Origin of the sequence: Luteimonas granuli, assembly GCF_007795095.1 — a bacterium.
Lineage (GTDB): Bacteria > Pseudomonadota > Gammaproteobacteria > Xanthomonadales > Xanthomonadaceae > Luteimonas > Luteimonas granuli.
In genome coordinates this window covers 362,471-381,741 of the sequence record NZ_CP042218.1, presented here as the reverse complement: position 1 = coordinate 381,741, position 19,271 = coordinate 362,471, and the positions used below count along the sequence as shown (strand labels likewise).

General features: G+C 72.8%; 14 protein-coding genes. 5 read left to right on the top strand and 9 right to left on the bottom strand.

Annotated elements, in window-relative coordinates:
- Window positions 1-21: 21 nt before the first annotated feature.
- Both FPZ22_RS01725 and tldD read left to right on the top strand, forming a co-directional pair.
- On the top strand, window positions 22-3,858 hold the full coding sequence (locus FPZ22_RS01725) for a YhdP family protein (RefSeq protein ID WP_144889692.1): 3,837 nt from the start codon (window positions 22-24) through the stop codon (window positions 3,856-3,858).
- A gap of 53 nt (window positions 3,859-3,911) precedes the next feature.
- Window positions 3,912-5,354 carry a metalloprotease TldD gene (gene tldD / locus FPZ22_RS01720; protein ID WP_144889690.1) on the top strand — a complete coding sequence of 481 codons (1,443 nt, stop codon included), beginning with the start codon at window positions 3,912-3,914 and terminating at the stop codon, window positions 5,352-5,354.
- Window positions 5,355-5,398: 44 nt separating this feature from the next.
- On the opposite strand, the gene yjgA is transcribed toward tldD, so the two are convergent.
- Window positions 5,399-5,953 carry a ribosome biogenesis factor YjgA gene (gene yjgA, locus FPZ22_RS01715; RefSeq protein ID WP_144893839.1) on the bottom strand — a complete coding sequence of 185 codons (555 nt, stop codon included), beginning with the start codon at window positions 5,951-5,953 and terminating at the stop codon, window positions 5,399-5,401.
- A 74-nt stretch (window positions 5,954-6,027) separates the two neighbouring features.
- Here yjgA and pmbA point away from each other — a divergent pair, with 74 nt between their 5' ends.
- The 3 genes from pmbA (at window position 6,028) to FPZ22_RS01700 (ending at window position 8,273) form a co-directional block, all read left to right on the top strand.
- Window positions 6,028-7,386: a metalloprotease PmbA gene (gene pmbA / locus FPZ22_RS01710; protein WP_144893837.1), complete on the top strand. Its 1,359-nt coding sequence runs from the start codon at window positions 6,028-6,030 to the stop codon at window positions 7,384-7,386.
- 83 nt (window positions 7,387-7,469) lie between these two features.
- Window positions 7,470-7,826 (top strand): DUF4870 domain-containing protein, encoded by a 357-nt coding sequence (locus tag FPZ22_RS01705; RefSeq protein WP_144889688.1) that lies wholly within the window; start codon window positions 7,470-7,472, stop codon window positions 7,824-7,826.
- Between the two features lie 18 nt (window positions 7,827-7,844).
- Complete coding sequence (locus FPZ22_RS01700; RefSeq protein WP_168198897.1) at window positions 7,845-8,273, top strand: DUF4870 domain-containing protein; 429 nt, start codon at window positions 7,845-7,847, stop codon at window positions 8,271-8,273.
- Window positions 8,274-8,327: 54 nt separating this feature from the next.
- On the opposite strand, the gene FPZ22_RS01695 is transcribed toward FPZ22_RS01700, so the two are convergent.
- The 8 genes from FPZ22_RS01695 to dnaE form a co-directional block, all read right to left on the bottom strand.
- Window positions 8,328-9,662 (bottom strand): M48 family metalloprotease, encoded by a 1,335-nt coding sequence (locus FPZ22_RS01695; RefSeq protein ID WP_144889684.1) that lies wholly within the window; start codon window positions 9,660-9,662, stop codon window positions 8,328-8,330.
- Window positions 9,659-11,455, bottom strand: a complete 1,797-nt coding sequence (locus FPZ22_RS01690) for a CHASE2 domain-containing protein (RefSeq protein ID WP_144889682.1) — start codon at window positions 11,453-11,455, stop codon at window positions 9,659-9,661. Before FPZ22_RS01690 ends, FPZ22_RS01695 begins: the two co-directional genes overlap by 4 nt.
- Before the next feature lie 114 nt (window positions 11,456-11,569).
- Entirely contained in the window at window positions 11,570-12,472 is a 903-nt protein-coding gene (locus FPZ22_RS01685) for a farnesyl diphosphate synthase (protein ID WP_144889680.1), read from the bottom strand.
- A complete protein-coding gene (locus tag FPZ22_RS01680) occupies window positions 12,465-12,731 on the bottom strand; it encodes an exodeoxyribonuclease VII small subunit (RefSeq protein WP_144889678.1) in 267 nt (88 codons plus the stop codon). The genes FPZ22_RS01685 and FPZ22_RS01680 overlap by 8 nt, the downstream gene beginning before the upstream one ends.
- A 10-nt stretch (window positions 12,732-12,741) precedes the next feature.
- Window positions 12,742-14,073, bottom strand: a complete 1,332-nt coding sequence (gene tilS / locus FPZ22_RS01675) for a tRNA lysidine(34) synthetase TilS (RefSeq protein ID WP_144893835.1) — start codon at window positions 14,071-14,073, stop codon at window positions 12,742-12,744.
- A gap of 49 nt (window positions 14,074-14,122) precedes the next feature.
- Entirely contained in the window at window positions 14,123-14,407 is a 285-nt protein-coding gene (locus FPZ22_RS01670; RefSeq protein WP_144889676.1) for a hypothetical protein, read from the bottom strand.
- Between the two features lie 81 nt (window positions 14,408-14,488).
- Complete coding sequence (locus tag FPZ22_RS01665) at window positions 14,489-15,448, bottom strand: acetyl-CoA carboxylase carboxyltransferase subunit alpha (protein ID WP_144889675.1); 960 nt, start codon at window positions 15,446-15,448, stop codon at window positions 14,489-14,491.
- A 115-nt stretch (window positions 15,449-15,563) separates the two neighbouring features.
- Window positions 15,564-19,163: a DNA polymerase III subunit alpha gene (gene dnaE, locus FPZ22_RS01660; protein WP_144889673.1), complete on the bottom strand. Its 3,600-nt coding sequence runs from the start codon at window positions 19,161-19,163 to the stop codon at window positions 15,564-15,566.
- Window positions 19,164-19,271 lie beyond the last annotated feature (108 nt).

Genomic DNA, 19,271 nt, shown 5'->3' with positions numbered 1-19,271 from the left:
CGCCCGGCGCGCGGACGGTTGATGGCAGGCCGGTTCCGCCGCGGCCTGCGTCGCGCGCGGCGTGGCGCCTGGTACGTGCTGGCCGTCGGCCTGGTGCTGATGGCGCTCGGCGCGGGCATCACCAGCCAGCTGCTGCCCCTGGCCGAACGCCATCCCGAGCGGATCGCGGCCTGGCTGGGCGAACGCGCCGGCCGGCCGGTGTCCTTCGATCGGCTGGAAACGGCCTGGACGCGGCGCGGGCCGCTGCTGCGTCTGGACGGGCTGCGCATCGGCGAGGGCAGGGACGCGATCCCGATCGGCGAGGCCGAGGTGCTGGTGGCGCAGTATGCGGGCCTGCTGCCCGGTCGTTCGTTCACCGAGCTGCGCCTGCGCGGGCTCGAACTGGTGCTGGAACGCGACGACAACGGCCGCTGGCAGGTGCGCGGACTTCCAGGTGAAGCGCAGTCCGGGGGCGACCCGTTCGCGGCGCTGGAAGGCCTGGGCGAACTCCAGGTGGTGGACGGCCGGCTCGGCGTGCGGGCGCCCGCGCTGGGAATCGAACTGGACGTGGCCGCGGTGGATGTCCGCCTGCGCGTGGACGGCGACCGGGTGCGCGCCGCGGCGCGTGCATGGATGCGTCCGGAAAGTTCGCCGCTCGACATCACGGCCGAGCTCGACCGCCCCAGCGGCGACGCCCGCGTATGGATGGCGCTGCGCCGCGCCGACCTGTCGGCCTGGTCTGCGCTGCGCGCCGGCGGCATCGGCCCGGCGGCGGGCACGGGCCGGATCCAGGCATGGGCGGTCCTGCGCGGATACAGGACGCAGTCGGTCACCGTGCGCGCCGGGCTCGACGGGCTGCGTCTGCGCGGCGGGACGGATGCCCCCGGGCCGGCGCCGGAGCTGGACGTCGGCCGGCTCGAGGTGGATGCGCGCTGGGCGGCGGCGGAACAGGGCTGGCGCTTCGATGTGTCCCGGCTGCGTCTGGGCGACGACGGGCAGCAGTTCGATGGGCTGGTGGTCGCGGGCGGTGCCCATCGTGCCCTGGTGGCCGAACGCATCGATCTCGGAGCGCTGCTGCCGCTGGTGGCGCTGTCGCCGTCGCTGCCGGCGGGTCTGGCGCGGTGGCTGCGCGAAGCCCGGCCGAAGGGTGTGCTCCACGACGTGGAGCTGGCCGGCGACGCGAACGGCGCCCTGCGCGCCGGCGCGAGGATCGAGGGCGTCGGCTTCACACCGGTGGGCGATGCGCCGGGCCTGGCCGGATTTTCCGGTGCCCTGCGCGGCGACGCGTCGGGCCTGGTGTTCACGGCGGATCCCGCGGCCGTCGCCCGCGTCGACTGGCCGGTCGGCTTCGGGCCGCCTGCGCACGCGGTGCGCCTGCGTGGCGACATCGCCGCCTGGCGCGCCGGGAGCGGTTGGCATGTCCACACGCCCGGGCTGCGGGTCGACGGCGAGGGCTATGGCGCCAGCGTCCGCGGCGGCCTGGAATTCCAGGGCGACGGCAGCCGTCCCCGGATCGACCTGGTGGCCGAGCTGGACGAGGCCCGGGTTCCGGTGGCGAAGCGGTTCTGGATCCGTCACCAGATGCCGGAACAGGCGGTGGAGTGGCTGGACGAGGCGCTGGTCGACGGTCGTGTGCTGGACGGCCGCGCGGTGGTCTCTGGCGATCTCGACGACTGGCCGTTCCATCCTTCCCCGGACGGCGGCGCGGGCGCGGGCCTGTTCCATGCATCGGCGCGGATCGAGGACGGGGTCATACGCTTCGATCCGGGCTGGCCCGCGGCCGAGGACCTGGAAGGCGATGTCGACTTCGTCGCCGCCGGATTCACCCTGTCGGGGCGTGCGCGCCTCGCGGGCGTGCCGATCGGTGCGCTGCGCGCGGGGATCGCCGATTTCGGCGAGGGGCCGCTGCGGGTCTCGGCGGAGGTCGCGGGCCGCGCCGACGCCGGGCAGGTGCTGGCCCTGCTCCGCGAAAGTCCGTTGCGCGAGGGGCGCAAGGAGATCTTCGACGGCCTGTCGGGTTCGGGGCCGGTGCGTGGCACGTTCGCGCTGGTCCTGCCGCTTGGCAGCGGCGGCGAGGCCATGCGGGTGGGCGGCACGGTGGAACTGGAAGGCGCGCGCCTGGCGGAGAAGCGCTGGGACCTGGACTTCGACGACGTGCGCGGCCTGCTGCGCTACGACCATCACGGGTTCGCGGCCGAAGGGCTGCGGGTCCGTCGCGAGGGCCGGCCCGCGCGGCTCGCACTGCGCGCCGGGGCGCCGCACGTGGAGGCGCGCGGCATGGCGTTCGAGGCCGAGCTGGAGGCCAGCCTGGCACCTTCGGAGCTGGCGTCACGCGTGCCGGAGCTGGCCTGGCTGGGTGAGCGCCTCGAGGGACGTTCGGCCTGGGCCGTGACCCTCGGGCTGCCCGAGGAGGCCGGCGGCGATGGTGCCGGCGGCCTGCTGCAGCTGCGCTCGGACCTGGTCGGCACCAGGCTGGCGCTGCCCGAACCGCTGGGCAAGCCACTGCACGAGCCGCTCGCCGCGCGCATCGACCTCAAGCTTCCGCTGGGCGCGGACGACGTGGACGTGGTGCTGGGCGAGCGGATGGCGCTGCGCGCGCGCAGCCGCGGCGGCCGCACCGGAGTGCTGGCCGTGCTCGGCAGCGACCGTGCGCAGGCGGCACCACCGGCATCCGGCCTGCGGATCACGGGGCGGACGCCGGTGCTGGATGCGATCGAATGGGCGGGACTGTTCAGCGGCGGAGCGCAGGGCGATGGCGACGGTCTGGCGCTGCAGGGAATCGACCTGGTCGCCGACCGCCTGCAGCTGCTCGGCGGGGTCTTCCCCGACACCCGTGTGACCGCCCTTCCGCGCGCCGGCGCGATCGGCGTGACCCTGGAGGGCGCGGCGCTGGCGGGGACGCTCAGCCTGCCGCAGGGCGGGCGTGGCACCCTGTCCGCTCGGCTGCAGCGGCTGTACTGGCGCAGCGCCGCCGGCGACGGTCCGGGCGCCGACGCTACCGGTCCGGACACCGGCACTCCGGATCAGGATCCGGACATCGATCCCGCCTCCATCCCGCCGCTGGCGATCGTGGTCGAGGCGCTGCAGGTCGCGGATGCTCCGCTGGGCCGGCTCGAGCTGCGCACGCGACCGACCCGCGACGGCATGCGGGTGGAGTCGATGCAACTGCGCTCGCCGGCGCAGTCGATCGACGTCGACGGCGCCTGGACCGGCCGCGGCGCGCAGGCGCGCACCCGGATGCGGGTCGCGGCGGACAGCCGGGATATCGGCGGCCTCATGGCCGGGCTGGGCATGGGGGGCCGCATCGACGGCGGCAGCGGCATCGCGCGCTTCGAGGGCACCTGGCCCGGTTCGCCGGCCGGATTCCGGCTTGGCGAACTGGAAGGCAGCCTGGAGCTGGCGCTCGCCGACGGCCGCCTGGTCGAGGTCGAGCCGGGTGCCGGCCGCGTGCTCGGCCTGCTCAGCGTGGCCGAACTGCCGCGCCGGCTGATGCTCGACTTCCGCGATTTCTTCAGCCGCGGATTCGCATTCAACCGCATCGACGGCCGGGTGGTGTTCGCCGATGGCATGGCGCATGGCGAAGGCCTGGTGATCGACGGTCCGGCGGCCGAGATCCACATCGGCGGCAGCGCCGACCTGCGCGCCCAGACCTACGACCAGGTGATCGACGTCTTCCCGCGCACCGGCGGCCTGCTGACCGCTGTCGGCGCGCTCACCGCCGGGCCGGTGGGCGCAGCCGTGGGGGCGGTGGCCAACGCCGTGCTCGAGCGGCCGCTCGGTCGCGTGGGTGCCCGCAGTTACCACGTCACCGGCCCGTGGAAGGACCCCAGGGTGGTGGTGGAAGGGCGTGAACCGCAGGCTGCCCCGCCCGAGCCTTGATCGCGCTGGCGCCGCCCGCACCTTCATACAGACGACTTTCGCAGGAATCCGACATGACCCAGGCCCTCGCCATCGCCGAATCCCGCCTGCTGCTGCCCGCGGGCCTCGACAGCGCCGGCCTGGAGCGCGCCTTCGGCACGCTGCTGGGCCCGGGCGTCGATTTCGGCGACATCTATTTCCAGCACGCACGGCGCGAAAGCTGGACGGTGGAGGACGGCATCGTCCGCGACGGCGCGCACTCGATCGAACAGGGCGTGGGCGTGCGTGCGATCAGCGGCGAGAAGACCGGCTTCGCCTATGCAGACGACATCAACGTCGAATCGCTGCTTTCGGCCGCGGGTTCGGCGCGGGCGATCGCGCGCAGCGGTACCGAGCACCGGGTGCAGGCGCTGGTGCCGGCGGGTGCGCGCGCGCTGTATCCGGCCGAGGATCCGGTGGACGGGATGGCCGACGACGCCAAGGTCGAGGCGCTGCGCCGGGTCGATCGCCTGCTGCGCGCCGCCGACCCACGGGTCAAGCAGGTGACGGTGAACCTGTCCGGGGGCGTCGACACCATCTTCGTGGCGCGTTCGGACGGCGTGGTCGCCGGCGATGTGCGGCCGCTGGTGCGGCTCAACATCCAGGTGATCGTGGAGCAGGGCGGCCGGCGCGAGAGCGGCCATGCCGGCTATGGCGGGCGCTACCTGTATTCCGAACTGCTCGGCGACGGCCGCCCGGAACGGTTCGCGCGTGAGGCCCTGCGCCAGGCACTGGTGAACCTCGAGGCCGTCGACGCGCCGGCCGGCGTGATGCCGGTGGTGCTGGGCAGCGGCTGGCCCGGCGTCCTGCTGCACGAGGCCGTCGGCCATGGCCTGGAGGGCGACTTCAACCGCAAGGGCACCAGCACCTACGCCGGGCGCATGGGCCAGCGCGTGGCCGCACCGGGCGTGACCATCGTCGACGACGGCACGCTCGGGGGTCGCCGCGGTTCGCTCAACGTCGACGACGAGGGCACGCCCACGCAGTGCACGACGCTGATCGAGGACGGCGTGCTCACCGGCTACATGCAGGACACGCTCAACGCACGCCTGATGGGGGTGGCGCCGACCGGCAACGGCCGCCGCGAATCCTTCGCGCATCTGGTCATGCCGCGCATGACCAACACGTACATGCTTGCGGGCAAGGACGATCCCGCCGACATGATCCGCTCGGTGAAGAAGGGCCTGTACGCGGTCAACTTCGGCGGCGGCCAGGTCGACATCACCAGCGGCAAGTACGTGTTCTCCGCCACCGAGGCCTACCTGATCGAGGACGGCAGGGTGACCGCGCCGGTGAAGGGCGCGACGCTCATCGGCAGCGGTCCGGAAACCATGCAGAAGGTGCGCATGGTCGGGCACGACATGGCGCTGGACGAAGGAGTGGGCACCTGCGGCAAGGACGGCCAGAGCGTGCCGGTGGGCGTGGGTCAGCCTTCGCTGCTGATCGAGGCGATCACCGTCGGCGGCACCCGCGCGTGAGCTCCCCCGTGCGAACGGGCTGCGGCCGCAGCGACCGTGGTGCGTCAGGCGCCTTCGCCGGTCTCGTCGGAAGGGGGCACTGCGTCGAGCAGGGCGCGGATCTCGCGGTACAGCTCGCGGAAGGCGCGCGGCGGCTTGCCGGCCTTGCGCTCGGCCAGCGCGTTGCGGACCAGTTGGCGAAGGCGCTGGCTGTCGGCGCCCGGAAACTCGTCAAGCAGGGCCGAAAGCGCGGGAGCGCCGTCCTCGCCCAGCAGGCGCTCGCGCCAGCCTTCGGCGCGGTGCAGCAGGGCGGTGTCCAGGCGCGCGGCCTCGCCACCGGCGTCGAGCGCATCGCGCAGCTCGTCCAGCGCCTCTTCGTCCTCGCGGCGCAGTTGCTTGGCCAGGAACGCGGTCTCGCGCTTGCGCGCGATGTGCGAACCGATGCGCCGCGCCTGTGCGATGAAGGGCAGCAGGTGTTCGCCCAGCGGCAGTTTCGCCAGCCGGCCCGGGTCGAGCTCCACCAGCTGTTTCGCCAGCTCCAGCACGTCCAGCGCTTCGCGACGCTGCGCGCTGCGGCTCGGGCCGAGGTACTCGCCGCTTTCTTCGTCCCTGCCGCGCATGTCGTCCCAGCCGCCCGTTGAAGCCGTCAAAGAACCAGAAGGATAAGGCATTGACCACCGCCATCACCGACCGGATCCACGCATCCGCCCCCGCCAACGACGACAGCCGCGAGCGCCTGGCGCGGCTGGAAGGCATCGCCGCGGAGCTGCTGGACCGCTGCCGGGCCGCGGGCGCGACCCAGGCCGAGGTCGCCTGCAGCGAGGACCGTGGCCTGGAGGTCAATGTGCGCATGGGCGAGGTCGAGTCGGTCGAGTCCACCCGCGACCGCGGCATCGCCGTCACGGTCTATTTCGGCCAGCGCAAGGGCAGCGCCCGCACCGCCGACCTGCGCGAGGAGAGCCTGGCCGCGACCGTCGGGCAGGCCTGTGCGATCGCCCGGCATACCGAGGACGATGCCGCCGCCGGTCTGGCGGACGCGGAGCTCATGGCGCGCGAGCCGCGCGACTTCGACGCCTGGCATCCCTGGGCGCTGGAGGCGCAGGACGCCCTGTCGCTGGCGCTGGCGGCGGAGCAGGCCGGGCGCGACGCCGACGCCCGGATCGGCAATTCCGACGGCGCCGGCGTCTCCAGCGGCACCTCTCTGTCGGTGTACGCGAACTCGCACGGCTTCGTCGGCAGCGAACGCGCCAGCCACCACAGCCTCTCCTGCGCGCTGATCGCCGGCCGCGGCGAGGACATGCAGCGCGACGGGTGGTACAGCCATGCGCTGGCGCCGGACGACCTGGAGCCTGCCGCGGCGATCGGGCGGCGGGCGGCTGCGCGGGCGGTCTCGCGCCTGGATCCGGTGCCGCTCGCGACCGGCCGCTATCCGGTGCTGTTCAGCGCCGAGGTCGCGCGCTCGCTGGTGGGCCACCTGCTGGCAGCGGTGTCGGGCGGCGCGCTGTACCGCGGCGCCAGCTTCCTGATCGATGCCGCGGGCACGCCGCTGTTCCCCGACTGGTTCGCGATCCGCGAGCGCCCGTTTCTCCGACGCGGCTTGCGTTCGGCCTGGTTCGACGCGGAGGGCGTGGCGACCCGCGAGTCGGCGCTGGTGGAGGGGGGCGTGCTGCAGCGCTACGTGCTCGGCAACTACTCGGCGCGCCGGCTCGGCCTGGAGACCACGGCCAATGCCGGCGGCGTGCACAACCTGGAAGTCGCGGCCAACGCCGGCGACTTCGACGCGCTGCTGCGCGGCATGGACCGCGGCCTGGTGGTGACCCGGCTGATGGGGCAGGGCGTGAACACCGTGACCGGCGACTATTCGCGCGGTGCCAGCGGCTTCCTGGTCGAAGGCGGTGCGATCGCGCACCCGGTCGACGGCATCACCGTGGCCGGCAACCTGCGCGACATGTTCATGGCCATCGAGGCCGTGGGCAGCGACGTCGATCTCCGCTCGCACATCCGCACCGGGTCGATCCTGGTCGGCGGGATGACGGTTGCCGGTCGCGATTGACGTATATGCTTCGCCCTGGCGGCCCGGTATGGGGCAGTGCGGCGCCGTCATCCGCAACCATCCGACAACACGGGGGAAAGAAGATGAGCGAGACCATTCCGAACACCAGCCAGGCCAGCCAGGACGATCGCACCATCGCGATGCTGACCCATCTGTCGGGGATCATCCTCGGCTTCATCGTTCCGCTGATCGTATGGCTGATCCACAAGGACAAGTCGGACAAGGGCTATCTGGTCGACCAGTCCAGGGAAGCACTGAATTTCCAGATCACCCTGCTGATCGGCTACGTGATCGGCATCGTGCTGTCGGTGATCCTGATCGGGGCGCTGCTCAATTTCCTTCTCTGGATCGTCTGCATCATCTTCAGCATCATCGCCGCCCTGGCCGCCAACAAGGGCGAGGCCTACCGCTATCCCTTCGCGATCCGCCTGGTGAAATAGGACCCGATGGACGATCCCGTGCCTTCCTCCGTCACCACGCCTTCCGAGCGCCAGTGGGCCGCCATGGCCCACCTGGCCGCCCTGGTGCTCGCCCTGTGCACCAGCTGGATCGCCGGCGTGGCCGGCGTACTGGGTGCCGGCATCGTCTACCTCGTCAAACGCGACGAGTCCGCCTTCATCGCCACGCACGCGCGCGAGGCGATGAATTTCAACCTCAGCATGTTCATCTATGCCTGCGTGGCCACGGCGATCGGCATCGCGCTGGTCGGCGCCACGGTGTTGACGCTGGGGCTGGGGGTGATCCTGACGCTGCCCGCCGGTCTGCTGCTCCTGGCCGTCTACGTGCTGATAGCGATCGTGTGGCTGGTGTGCAGCGTGGTCGCCGTGGTCAGGGCGTGGAATGGCAGGGATTACCGCTATCCGCTGAGCCTGCGGCTGATCGGGTAAGGCGTCGGACCGGGGCGCCGGCATGGCAGGAAGGCCTGCCGGCGCCCTGCGCGCTCAGCGCCGGCGGTCGCCGGGCGGTGCCCCGGCGTCCAGCCGGTCCATCCGGGCGTCCAGGGGCGGGTGCGTGCGGTAGAGCCGAGCGAGGCGGGCCGGACGGGTGCCCAGCGAAGCCATCTTCTGCAGCACGGAATAGAACGCGAGCGGATCGAAGCCGGCGCGCTCCAGGTACACGCCGGCTGTGGCGTCGGCGCGGTACTCGGCCTCGCGGTCGAGGCCGGTCAGCAGCACCGCGGCACCATGGCGGTCCACGTGGTCCTTCGCATATGCCGCCGGACCCGGCGCGCTGACCCGGGACAGCACCGCGTCCTTGCCGGCCTCGCGCACCTGCTGCTTACGGATGACCTCGAAATGGTCGCGCTGGACCACGTGGCCGAGTTCGTGGGCGATCACCGCCGCCAGCTCGGCGTCGTCGGCCAGGAGCTCGTACAGGCCGCGGGTCAGCAGCACGTAGCCGCCGGGCGCGGCGAAGGCGTTGATCTCGCCGTCGTCGATGACGCCGAAAGTCCAGGGCAGGCCGGGGCGCGAGGTCTGCGAGGCCAGCCAGCGGCCGACCAGGTTGACGCGGGCCTGGGCGTCGTCGTCGTCCCACAATGGCGCCACGCCGAGCACCCGACCGGCGACGGCGGGACCCAGGGCGAGTTCCTCCTCCGCGATTTCCCGGTCGGACTTTCCGATCGCGCGATCGGCCACCCGGGCGCCAAGCGAAGCCCCGACCGGATCCCCGCCCAGCTTCGAAAGCAGGCCGCGCGCGGCCGCCAGCCCGCTGCGCTTCTCGGCCTGGGTGGCCTGGCTGCCGGAAGTGTCGAGCTCCTCCGCTTCGCCGGGCAGCGGTACGCTGCGCGCCTGCCAGCCACGGAGTCCGGCATGGTCGGCGGCGGTGGCGGCGTCGACACGGTGGGACTCCATGCGCGCCAGGCCGGCGGCGTCGTGGCGGCCGCCGGCGAGGTCGCTGGCGTCGATGCCGCGCACGGTCGCGGTCTCGGTGACCCGCCCGCGGCCAGCGGTGCCCTGGAATACCGCCCGACGGCCAGCCTCGGACGTTTCCTCGGCGGCATGCAGCATGCGCACTTCGTTGACGCGCACGTAGCCGCTGCGGCCGTCTTCCAGAGCCAGCCGGTACCAGAGGCCCTGCTGTGCACTGATGCCGACGCGGGCATCCCGGGCGAGGGTCGCGATCGAGGTCGACCGGAGGTCCGGCGCTTCGCGCACTTCGACCCCGGGTTTGTGGACCATGGCGGGCAGCTCCGCGGCGCGGGCCGGGGCGCCGGCGGTGGCGCCGGCCAGCGCGAGCAGGGCCGGGATGGCCAGGCATCGGACATGGGTGTTCATGGGGTTCCTTCCTCGGGGGCGGGACGCATGGATGAAAGGGGGTTGTCCGCGGACAGCGGCCAGTGGGGGAGGCGGTCGAGGTCCTGGCCGAGCAGGGCACGCAGGCGCAGACGGCGGCCGTCGCGGCCGCCCTCCGGGTCGCCGATGGCGCTGGCATCGACGCAGGCCAGCACGCGGGCGCGGCCCTCCAGGCGCTCGCCGCTTGCGTCGAGCATCGCGTGCAGCGCGTCGAGGTCATGCTTGGCCCGTTCGCGCACCTCGGCCTCGCTCGCACCCGACCAGGTGAGCAGCACCAGGTCGTCGAGCAGCGCCGCCAGCCAGTGCTTGCGCTCGACCACGCCCTCGATCATCACCATGCGGTCGCTGGCGTGCACGAACCTGCGCAGCCGGCGGCGATACTCACGGCGCGCGCGCAGCGCCTGCCGGGGCGTCAGCGAAGGGTCGGCCTCGAAGCGCAGCCGCGCCAGCAGCAGCCAGGGCCGCGCGTCGGGGTCGTAGTCGTGCCGGTAGTCCGCGTTGCCGGCCGCGTGCGCGCGTTGCACGGCGGCGTAGCCGCGGCACAGCCCGAAGCACAGCGCGCCGTAGGCAAGGCTGGCGAAGATGTCGATGAACCAGCCCAGGAAGGTCAGGCCGGCGAACGCCACCGCGCCCAGCGCGAGGTTCAGGCCGAAGAACACCGGATCCACGTCCTGGTGCGGTTCGCCCCGCCAGAAGACGAGGCAGGACAGCAGCACCAGGATCGAAGCCAGCGCGTACTTGAGCCAGCCCGGCGGCATCCGGATCCAGCCGTGATCGACCAGGGCCTCCACCGCCTCCGCGAGGATGGCCACGCCAGGCATGGCCATGTCGACCGGCGTGGGCTTGCTGTCGTTGATGCCGGCGGCGGCGTGGCCGACCAGTGCCACCACGCCGTCCAGCGGCGGCAGCACCCTGCCACACACCGGCCGGCCCTCGATGACGTCGGCCGCACTGGCATAGGGAAGCTGCGAGCGCTGCCGCCAGTCGATGCGCAGCGCACCGCCGCGGGCGGCCACCGCGGCGGCGGTGTCGGCGCCGGCGGCCTGCGCCACGCGCAGGGCGAGGCCGGGAAGGGCCCAGTCGCCCACGGCCTGGTACAGATGCACATCGCGGAGCAGCCCGTCCCGGCCGCGCCCGATGTTCACCAGGCCCGAGTGGCTGGCCATGGCCTTGCCGTAGGGCTGCAGCAGCGCAACGCGCGGGCCGGGCCCTGCGGCATCGGCGGCGAGGGGAAAGGCACCCGGGACCTCGGCCGCATGCTGCGCGGACAGGGCGTCGGAACCGGCGTGCAGCCGGCTGGCAGCGAACACGAAGCGGCCGTCGCCGGCGTCGGCCACCGCCTCGAGCAGGGCATCGCCCGCGGGGTCGGCGGGCGCGCGGTCCGCGAACAGGATGTCGATGCCCACCGCGCGCACGCCGGCGCGGTCGAGCGCGTCGAGTAGGTCGGCATGCCGCTCGCGGCTCCAGGGCCAGCCGCCCTCGCCCCGGGCGCGGTACCAGTCGATGGAGCAGTCGTCGATGGCGACCACCACGGTGCGCCCGCTCGGCACCGGTTCGATCGGGCGCCAGCCGATGATCTGGTCGAAGACCGCGTCCTCGGCGGCGTCGAGCGCGCGCGCGTGCTGCGCGTCCCAGGCCAGCCAGCCCAGCATCGCCACCGCCAGCAGCGGGTAGAAGCCGAAGCGCAAGCGACGCGACAGCCAGCCCAGCGGGCGGCGGTAGGCGCGCTCGATCACCGCCCATGCGTTCATGAAGGCGAGGCCGGCAACCGCCATGGCGGTATCGATCGCGCCCCCCAGCCTTTTCCCTGACCTTCCCCTCACTCGATGTCCCGTGCCTCTGGCCTGCGTCCGGGAACATACGCCAAACCGCGGACGGAACCGCCAGCTTCAGTGGGAGCGACGGATCGCCAGCGCGCCCAGGGCGGCCAGCGCGTCGGCGCGCGGGCCGAACGGCGCCAGCGCCGCGTCCATCTCCGCCGCCAGGGCCGCGAGCCGCGCGCGCGAGGCCTCGGCGCCGATCAGCGCGGGGAAGGTCGCCTTGCCCTGGGCGGCGTCCTTGCCCGGGGTCTTGCCGAGCGTCGCGCTTTCGCCTTCGACGTCCAGCAGGTCGTCGCGGATCTGGAAGGCCAGGCCCAGCGCGTCGGCATAGGCGTCCAGGCGCCGGCGCTCGGCGTCGCCCGCACCGGCCGCGATCGCCCCCATCCGCACCGCGGCGCGGATCAGGGCGCCGGTCTTCAGCGCGTGCAGGCGTTCGAGCGCCTCGAGGCCGGAGGCAGTACCGTTGCCGGTGGCGGCGAGGTCGAGCGCCTGGCCCCCGCACATGCCGCCGGCGCCGGCGGCGTGCGCCAGCTCGCGGAGCATCGCAACCCGTGCAGCGTCGCTGCAGCCGGCGTCGGCGAGGATCGCGAAGGCCAGCGCCTGCAGCCCGTCGCCGGCAAGGATCGCCGTGGCCTCGTCGAAGGCGACGTGCACGGTGGGCTGGCCGCGTCGCAGCGCGTCGTCGTCCATGGCCGGCAGGTCGTCGTGGACCAGCGAGTAGGCGTGGACGAGTTCGATCGCGGCGGCGGGCGCATCGAGCACGGTCTCGTCGGCTCCGAACGCGGTGCCGGTGGCATAGGCCAGCAGCGGGCGCATGCGCTTGCCGCCGAGCAGCAGTGCGTGGCGCATGGCTTCGCCCAGGCGCCGTTCGGCGGCGGGATGGGCGGACAGCGCTGCCTCGAGCACGCCGTCGATGCGGCGGCGCCAGGCCTCGAGCCGCGCCGCGGTGCCCGCGCCGATGGCGTCAGGCATCGTCGCCGCTGGCCGGGAAGGGCGCGGCGGCGTCGGGCTGCTGCGGGTCGGTGAGCAGGCGCACGCGCAGCTCGGCCTCTTCCAGCGCCTGCTGGCAGCGGCGGTACAGGCCGACGCCGCGCTCGTAGGCGGCGAGCGAGTCTTCCAGGCTCATGTCGCCGTGTTCCATCTTCTCGACGAGCTGCTCGAGGGCGTCGAGCGAGGTTTCGAAGTCGGCGACCGGGGAGGTGTTTCCGGAGGGTTCGGGCGTGCGGGACATGCCCGCAAGTCTACGCCAAGTCCCGCCAGCAGAGCCTGGCACCCTGCGCTTGCAGCCAGTCGTGCAGCGGTGCGGCGAGCAGCCGGTCGCCGGCCGCCAGCAGGGTGCCTTCGCTGGAGGACAGCAGCGGCATCCGCCCCCGCTGCCACGGCGGGACGCCCGCATCCTGCAGCAGATGCTTGAGCGCGTGCGTATGGAGGCGCCCGGGCATGCGCATGCGCTCGCCGCCCCGACGGGCGTGGACGCGCAGCGGACGCTCGAAGGAGCCGGCGCCTTCCAGCGCGAGCCTGCCGCCCCCGGGCAGGTCCAGCGGTGCGCGGCCATCCCAGGTCCGGGACCAGTCCGGCGGCAGTGGGACAAGCGCCTGCAGCGGCAGGGCGTACAGGTGGCCGCGCCACGCACGGACGCAGGCGTCGGCCCAGCGGTACCCGGGCGCGCCGTCGGTGCGCGCGTCGAGCAGGCGGACGATGGCCTCGACGCCGGAAGCCGGCAGGGGGGCGAGTCCGAGCCGCCGGATCCAGGCGCGGAGCATGCGTGCGCGGTGCGCGGGCGGCAGCGCCCGGAGGTGGGCGATCGCCAGGCCTCGTCCGCCGGCCCCATCGTCCGCTGCGGCCGGGGACAGCATCGCATCCAGCGCCAGCGCATCCTCGGCCGCGAGCCGGTCGGCCGCCTCCGCGCACAGCGTCGCGCTGCGCGCCAGCGCGGCATCGGCCATCGGCCATCGTTCGCGCATCAGCGGCAGCAGGCGCGTGCGCAGGAAGCTGCGGTCGTGCACCGGGTCGGCGTTCGCCGGATCCTCGATCCATTGCATGTTCCGGGCGCGCGCCCAGGCCTCCAGGCGCGTTCGCGGCTGGGCCAGCAACGGCCGCCACATCCAGCCGTGCGCGAACCGCCGCCAGGGCCGCATCGCCGCCAGGCCCTCGGGCCCCGAGGCGCGCAGCGCGCGCAGCAGGAAGGTTTCGGCCTGGTCGTCGCGGTGGTGGGCGAGGGCGAGGACCTCGCCCTCGCCGAGCGCCCCGGCGAAGGCCCCGTGCCGCGCCGCCCGCGCCGCCGCCTCCAGCCCCAGGCCGCTGCCGCAGTCCACCGCCACCCGGCAGACCGCCAGCGGCACGTCGAGCGCATCGCACAGCGCGCGGCAGTGCAGGACCCAGGCATCGGCATCCGGATGCAGCCCGTGGTGGACGTGCAGCGCGCGCAGTCCGCGCTCGCGGACCGGAGGCAGCGCGGCAAGGCGGTGCAGCAGGACGGTCGAATCCAGCCCGCCGCTCAGTGCGACGACGATGCCGCTGCCGGCGCCCTCGTCGGGAAGTGCGAACAGCGCGTCGGGCAGGTCGTGGTCCATGGTGGGCGGGCGCACGGCGCGGCGGGACCGCCGCGCCGTGCGTCGGACCTCACTCGGTTCCGATGCGGATGCCGCCGACGAAGCCGGCCGCCACGTTGTAGATGAAGGCCTGGATCGCGCCGCCGATGAAGCCGAAGATGCCGTAGATGACCGGCAGGAGGATCATCCCCATGAAGCCTCCGATCGCGGCGAACATGCCCCCCTCGTTGCCCAGCATGCTTCCGAAGAGGCTGCTGAACAGGAACATGAAGATGCCTGCCAGCAGGCCGATGGCCGCGGCGATGATGCCGCCGATCTTCGCGGCCGAAAGCACGTCGATACGCTTGATGATCATCCAGTGTCCTCCCCCTTGCCGGCGGATTGCCGGCAGGGCGAGTCTATGCGATCAGTCCGCGTCGCCGCCGCGGCGACGCGCTCAGGCGGCTTCGTACGCCCCGTAGCCGCGCAGGCGCCGGTAGCGCTTCTCGAGCAGCGCGTCGACCGGCAGGCCTTCGAGCGCATCGAGCTCGTTGACCAGCACCGCCTTCAGGCGCAGTGCCATCTGCTTCGGGTTGCGGTGCGCGCCTCCGATGGGCTCGCGCACCAGCTTGTCCACCAGGCCCAGGCCCAGCAGGCGCTTGGCGGTCAGGCCCAGCTGCTCGGCGGCATCGCGGGCCTTGCCGGCGTCCTTCCACAGGATCGAGGCGCAGCCCTCGGGCGAGATCACCGAGTAGGTGCTGTATTCCAGCATGACCGTGCGGTCGCCGACGCCGATCGCCAGCGCTCCGCCGGAGCCGCCCTCGCCGATCACCGTGCACACGATCGGCGTGCGCAGCTCCGCCATTTCCATCAGGTTGCGGGCGATGGCCTCGGACTGGCCGCGCTCCTCGGCGCCGATGCCGGGATAGGCGCCCGGGGTGTCGATGAAGGTGAAGAGCGGCAGCCGGAAGCGCTCGGCCATCTTCATCAGGCGCAGCGCCTTGCGGTAGCCCTCGGGGCGCGGCATGCCGAAGTTGCGGCGCACCTTGGACTTGGTGTCGCGGCCCTTCTGGTGGCCGATGATCATCACGCTGCGGCCGTTGATGCGGCCGATGCCGCCGACGATCGCGGCGTCGTCGGAATAGGCGCGGTCGCCGGCGAGTTCCTGGAATTCGTCGCAGATGTAGCGGATGTAGTCGTTGGTGTACGGCCGCGCCGGATGGCGGGCGAGCTGGGAGACCTGCCAGGGCGTCAGGTCGCGGAAGATCTGCGCGGTGCGCAGCCGCAGCTTGTCCCGGAGCGTGCGCAGTTCCGCGTCGATGTTGACGGCTGGCCCGGAGCTGGCCTGGCGCAGGTCCTGGATCTTCGCCTCAAGGTCGGCGATGGGCTGTTCGAAATCGAGGTAGTTGGGATTCATCGACGGACCGCGGTCGGGAAAGCGACCAGTCTAGCCGACTCCCCCTGCGGGAGCCGCCGGAACGACCCGCCTGCCGCCGCGCCAGGTGACCGGGGCGTGGCGGGCGGGGATGAGGTCAGCCGGCCCAGGGACGGGCGCCCATGGCCACGTGCACGGCGCGCACGCCGGGTTCCACGCGCAGCAGGCCGAGGAGGTCCGGGTCGACGCGCACCGCGTGCGCTCCGTCGAGGTCCAGGCTGCCCGCGGCGCCCGCCGGGAGCAGCAGGTCCATCCGCAGCGGCGTGGTGCCAGGGCGATGCGTGGCCAGCAGCTGCTCGATGCGCGGCAGCAGGCCCGGGACCGCCAGGTCCAGGCGCAGCGACAGGCGCTGCGCGGCCTGCTCGCAGACCTGGTGGAAGTCCCAGGCCCGGCGCGCGCGCAGCGAGAAGCCGCCGCTGAACTCGTCCTCGCGCAGGCCGCCCTCGACAATCACGATGCGGTTGCCCGCCAGCAAGGTGGCATGCTCCATCCAGGCCTCGGAAAAGAAGGCGCACTCGATGCGCCCGCGGCCGTCCTCCAACTGCACGAAGGCCTGGGATTCGCCGCGCTTGCGCACGCCCATGACCTGGCCGGCGACGACCGCGGTGACCTCCTGCCGCCAGCCGCCGCGGCCGCCCTCGCCGTTGCCGCCCTTGCGCGCCGACGACGCCGACTCCCAGAGTGCGTCGAGCTGGCCGAGGTCGGTCCCGACCAGGGCCTTGAGTTCGTCGCGCCAGGGATCCAGCGGATGGCCGCTCAGGTAGTGGCCCAGCGTCTCGCGCTCGCCGGCGAGCTTCTGCGCCAGAGGCCATTCCGCCACCTCGGGCAGGGTGATCTGCGCGGCCGCGGCGGCGGGTTCGGCGAAGCCGCCGAACAGCGAAGCCTGGCCGGCCTCGCGTTCGCGCGCGAGCTGCTCGGTCGCCCGGATCACTTCAGGGAGCTGCAGCATCAGAGACGCCCGGTTGCGACCCAGCGCGTCCAGCGCGCCGGCGTTGACCAGGGCCTCGAGCGTCCGCCGGTTCAGGCGCGCGGACTCGTTGCGGCGGCAGAAGTCCATCAGGTCGACGTAGGCCCCGCCCCGGGCGCGCTCGGCGGAGATCGCCTCGCAGGCGCCCTGGCCCACGCCCTTCACCGCGCCCAGGCCGTAGCGCAGGGTGCCGGGGTCGATGGCCTCGAACATGAAGGCGGAGTGGTTGACGTCCGGCGGCAGCACGTCCAGGCCCAGTTCGCGCGCTTCGGCCAGGAAGCCGACCACCTTGTCGGTGCTGTCCATGTCGCTCGACAGCACCGCGGCCATGAATTCGGCCGGGTAATGCGCTTTCAGCCAGGCGGTCTGGTAGGAGACCAGCGCATAGGCGGCGGCGTGCGACTTGTTGAAGCCGTAGCCCGCGAACTTCTCCAGCAGGTCGAAGACCGGCCCGGAGACACGGGGTTCGATGCCGTGCGTCTCCAGCGCGCCGGCTTCGAACTTGGCGCGCTCGCGCGCCATCTCCTCGACCTTCTTCTTGCCCATGGCGCGGCGCAGCAGGTCGGCGCCGCCCAGCGAGTAACCCGCCAGGATCTGGGCGGTCTGCATCACCTGTTCCTGGTACACCACCACGCCATAGGTCGGCGCCAGCACCGGTTCCAGCAGCGGATGCGGGTACTCGACCTCCGCGCGCCCATGCTTGCGCTCGATGAAGTCCGGGATCAGGTCCATGGGGCCCGGGCGGTACAGCGAGACGAGCGCGATCAGGTCGTCGAAGCGGTCGGGCTTCGCGCGCTTGAGCAGTTCGCGCATGCCGCGTGATTCGAACTGGAACACCGCCACCGTGTCGCCTCGCGCGAACAGCTCGTATGTCCTCGCGTCGTCCAGGGGCAGCTTCGAGATGTCCAGTCCCGCCGGAGAGTTTTCTCCCGCCTCGACAGGGAAGGGGGCGGCTCCGCCGGATGAGGCCTGTTCCGCCAGTCGCCGGTTCACCGCCTTCACCGCCCAGTCGATGATGGTGAGCGTACGCAGGCCGAGGAAGTCGAACTTCACCAGTCCGATCGCCTCGACGTCGTCCTTGTCGAACTGGGTCACCGGATTGCGGCCCTGGCCCTCGCCATCGTGTTCGGCGAACAGCGGGCAGAAGTCGGACAGCGGCGAGGGCGCGATGACCACGCCGCCGGCGTGCTTGCCGGCGTTGCGGGTCAGGTTCTCGAGCTGCAGGGCGAGGTCGACCAGGTCGCGGACGTCGTCCTCGTCGCCGTAGCGCGCGATCAGCTCGTCCGAGCGCCAGGCCTCGTCCTTCGACTTGTCGGTGCGGCCCAGCGCGTCGGACAGCGACACGCCCAGCGTCATCGGCACCAGCTTGGCGATGCCGTCGACCAGGCCGAAGGGATAGCCGAGCGCGCGCCCGGCGTCGCGGATCACCGCCTTCGCGGCCATGGTGCCGTAGGTGATGATCTGGCTGACGCGGTCGCGGCCGTACTTGCGCGCGACGTAGTCGATCACCTCGTCGCGGCGGTCCATGCAGAAGTCGATGTCGAAGTCGGGCATCGACACGCGTTCCGGGTTGAGGAAGCGCTCGAACAGCAGGTCGTAGGGGAGGGGATCGAGGTCGGTGATCTCCAGCGCCCAGGCCACCAGCGAGCCTGCGCCGGAACCACGGCCCGGCCCCACGGGGATGCCGTGCTCCTTCGCCCAGCGGATGAAGTCGGAGACGATCAGGAAATAGCCGGGAAAGCCCATCCGGATGATGACGTCGAGCTCGGTTTCCAGCCGCGCTGCGTAGCTGGCGCGGTCGTGGCCGGCGGCGAGCGGAGCGTGCTCGAGCCGGCGCGCGAGGCCGTCGCGGGCCTCGCTGCGGATCCACGAATCGAGGGTGTGCTCGGCCGGTACCGGGAACGCCGGCAGGTGGTAGGTGCCAAGGCGCAGTTCGAGGTTGCAGCGCTGCGCGAGCGCGACCGCGTTGTCGATGGCGTCGGGGGCATCTGCGAACAGTTCCGCCATCTCCCGGCCCGACTTCAGGTACTGCTCGGCGGTGTAGTCGCGCGGGCGTCGCGGGTCGTCCAGCACGCGGCCCGAGGCGATGCAGACCCGCGCCTCGTGCGCATCGAAGCCCTCCCGGTCGATGAAGCGCACCTCGTTGCCGGCCACCACCGGCACCGCGCAGATGGACGAGGCCTGCAGCGCGAAGGCGTTGAACGCGGCCTCGTCGCCGAAGCCGCAGCGCGCCAGCGCCAGATACAGGCCGTCGTCGAACACGCCGCGCCAGTCGCGCAGCCAGGCTTCGGCCTGGTCGTGGCGGCCGGCCGCGACCAGGCGGCCGGCGGGCGACTGCCGCCCCGCCAGCGCGAACAGGCCCGCGTGATCGTCGCGCAGCCATTCCGGCCGCACCACCACGCCGTCGTGGCGCTGGCCTTCCATCCAGGCGCGGGTGAGCAGCCGCGACAGCGACAGGTATCCGGCGTGGTCGCGGCAGAGCAGGGTGAGGGTGAAGGGCGCCTCGTCGCCTTCGGCCAGGCTGATGTCGGCACCTGCGATCGGCTTGATGCCCGCGCCCTCCGCGGCGCGGAAGAACTTCACCAGCGAGAACAGGTTGTTGCGGTCGGTCACCGCCACCGAAGGCTGGCCCAGGGCCACGCAGCGCCTGACGAGGTCCGGGATGCGGATCGTCGAGTCGGCGAGCGAATACTCGCTGTGGAGGGTCAGGTGGACGAAGCGTCGGGACATCGCGGGGCCGCAGGTGCAACAGGCAGGTTAGGGGCCGGCCACCGCGCGGACAAGGCTTGACAGCCGGGCCGCGCGCGAGCGCCGCTCAGGCCGGCTGCGGCAGGCCGG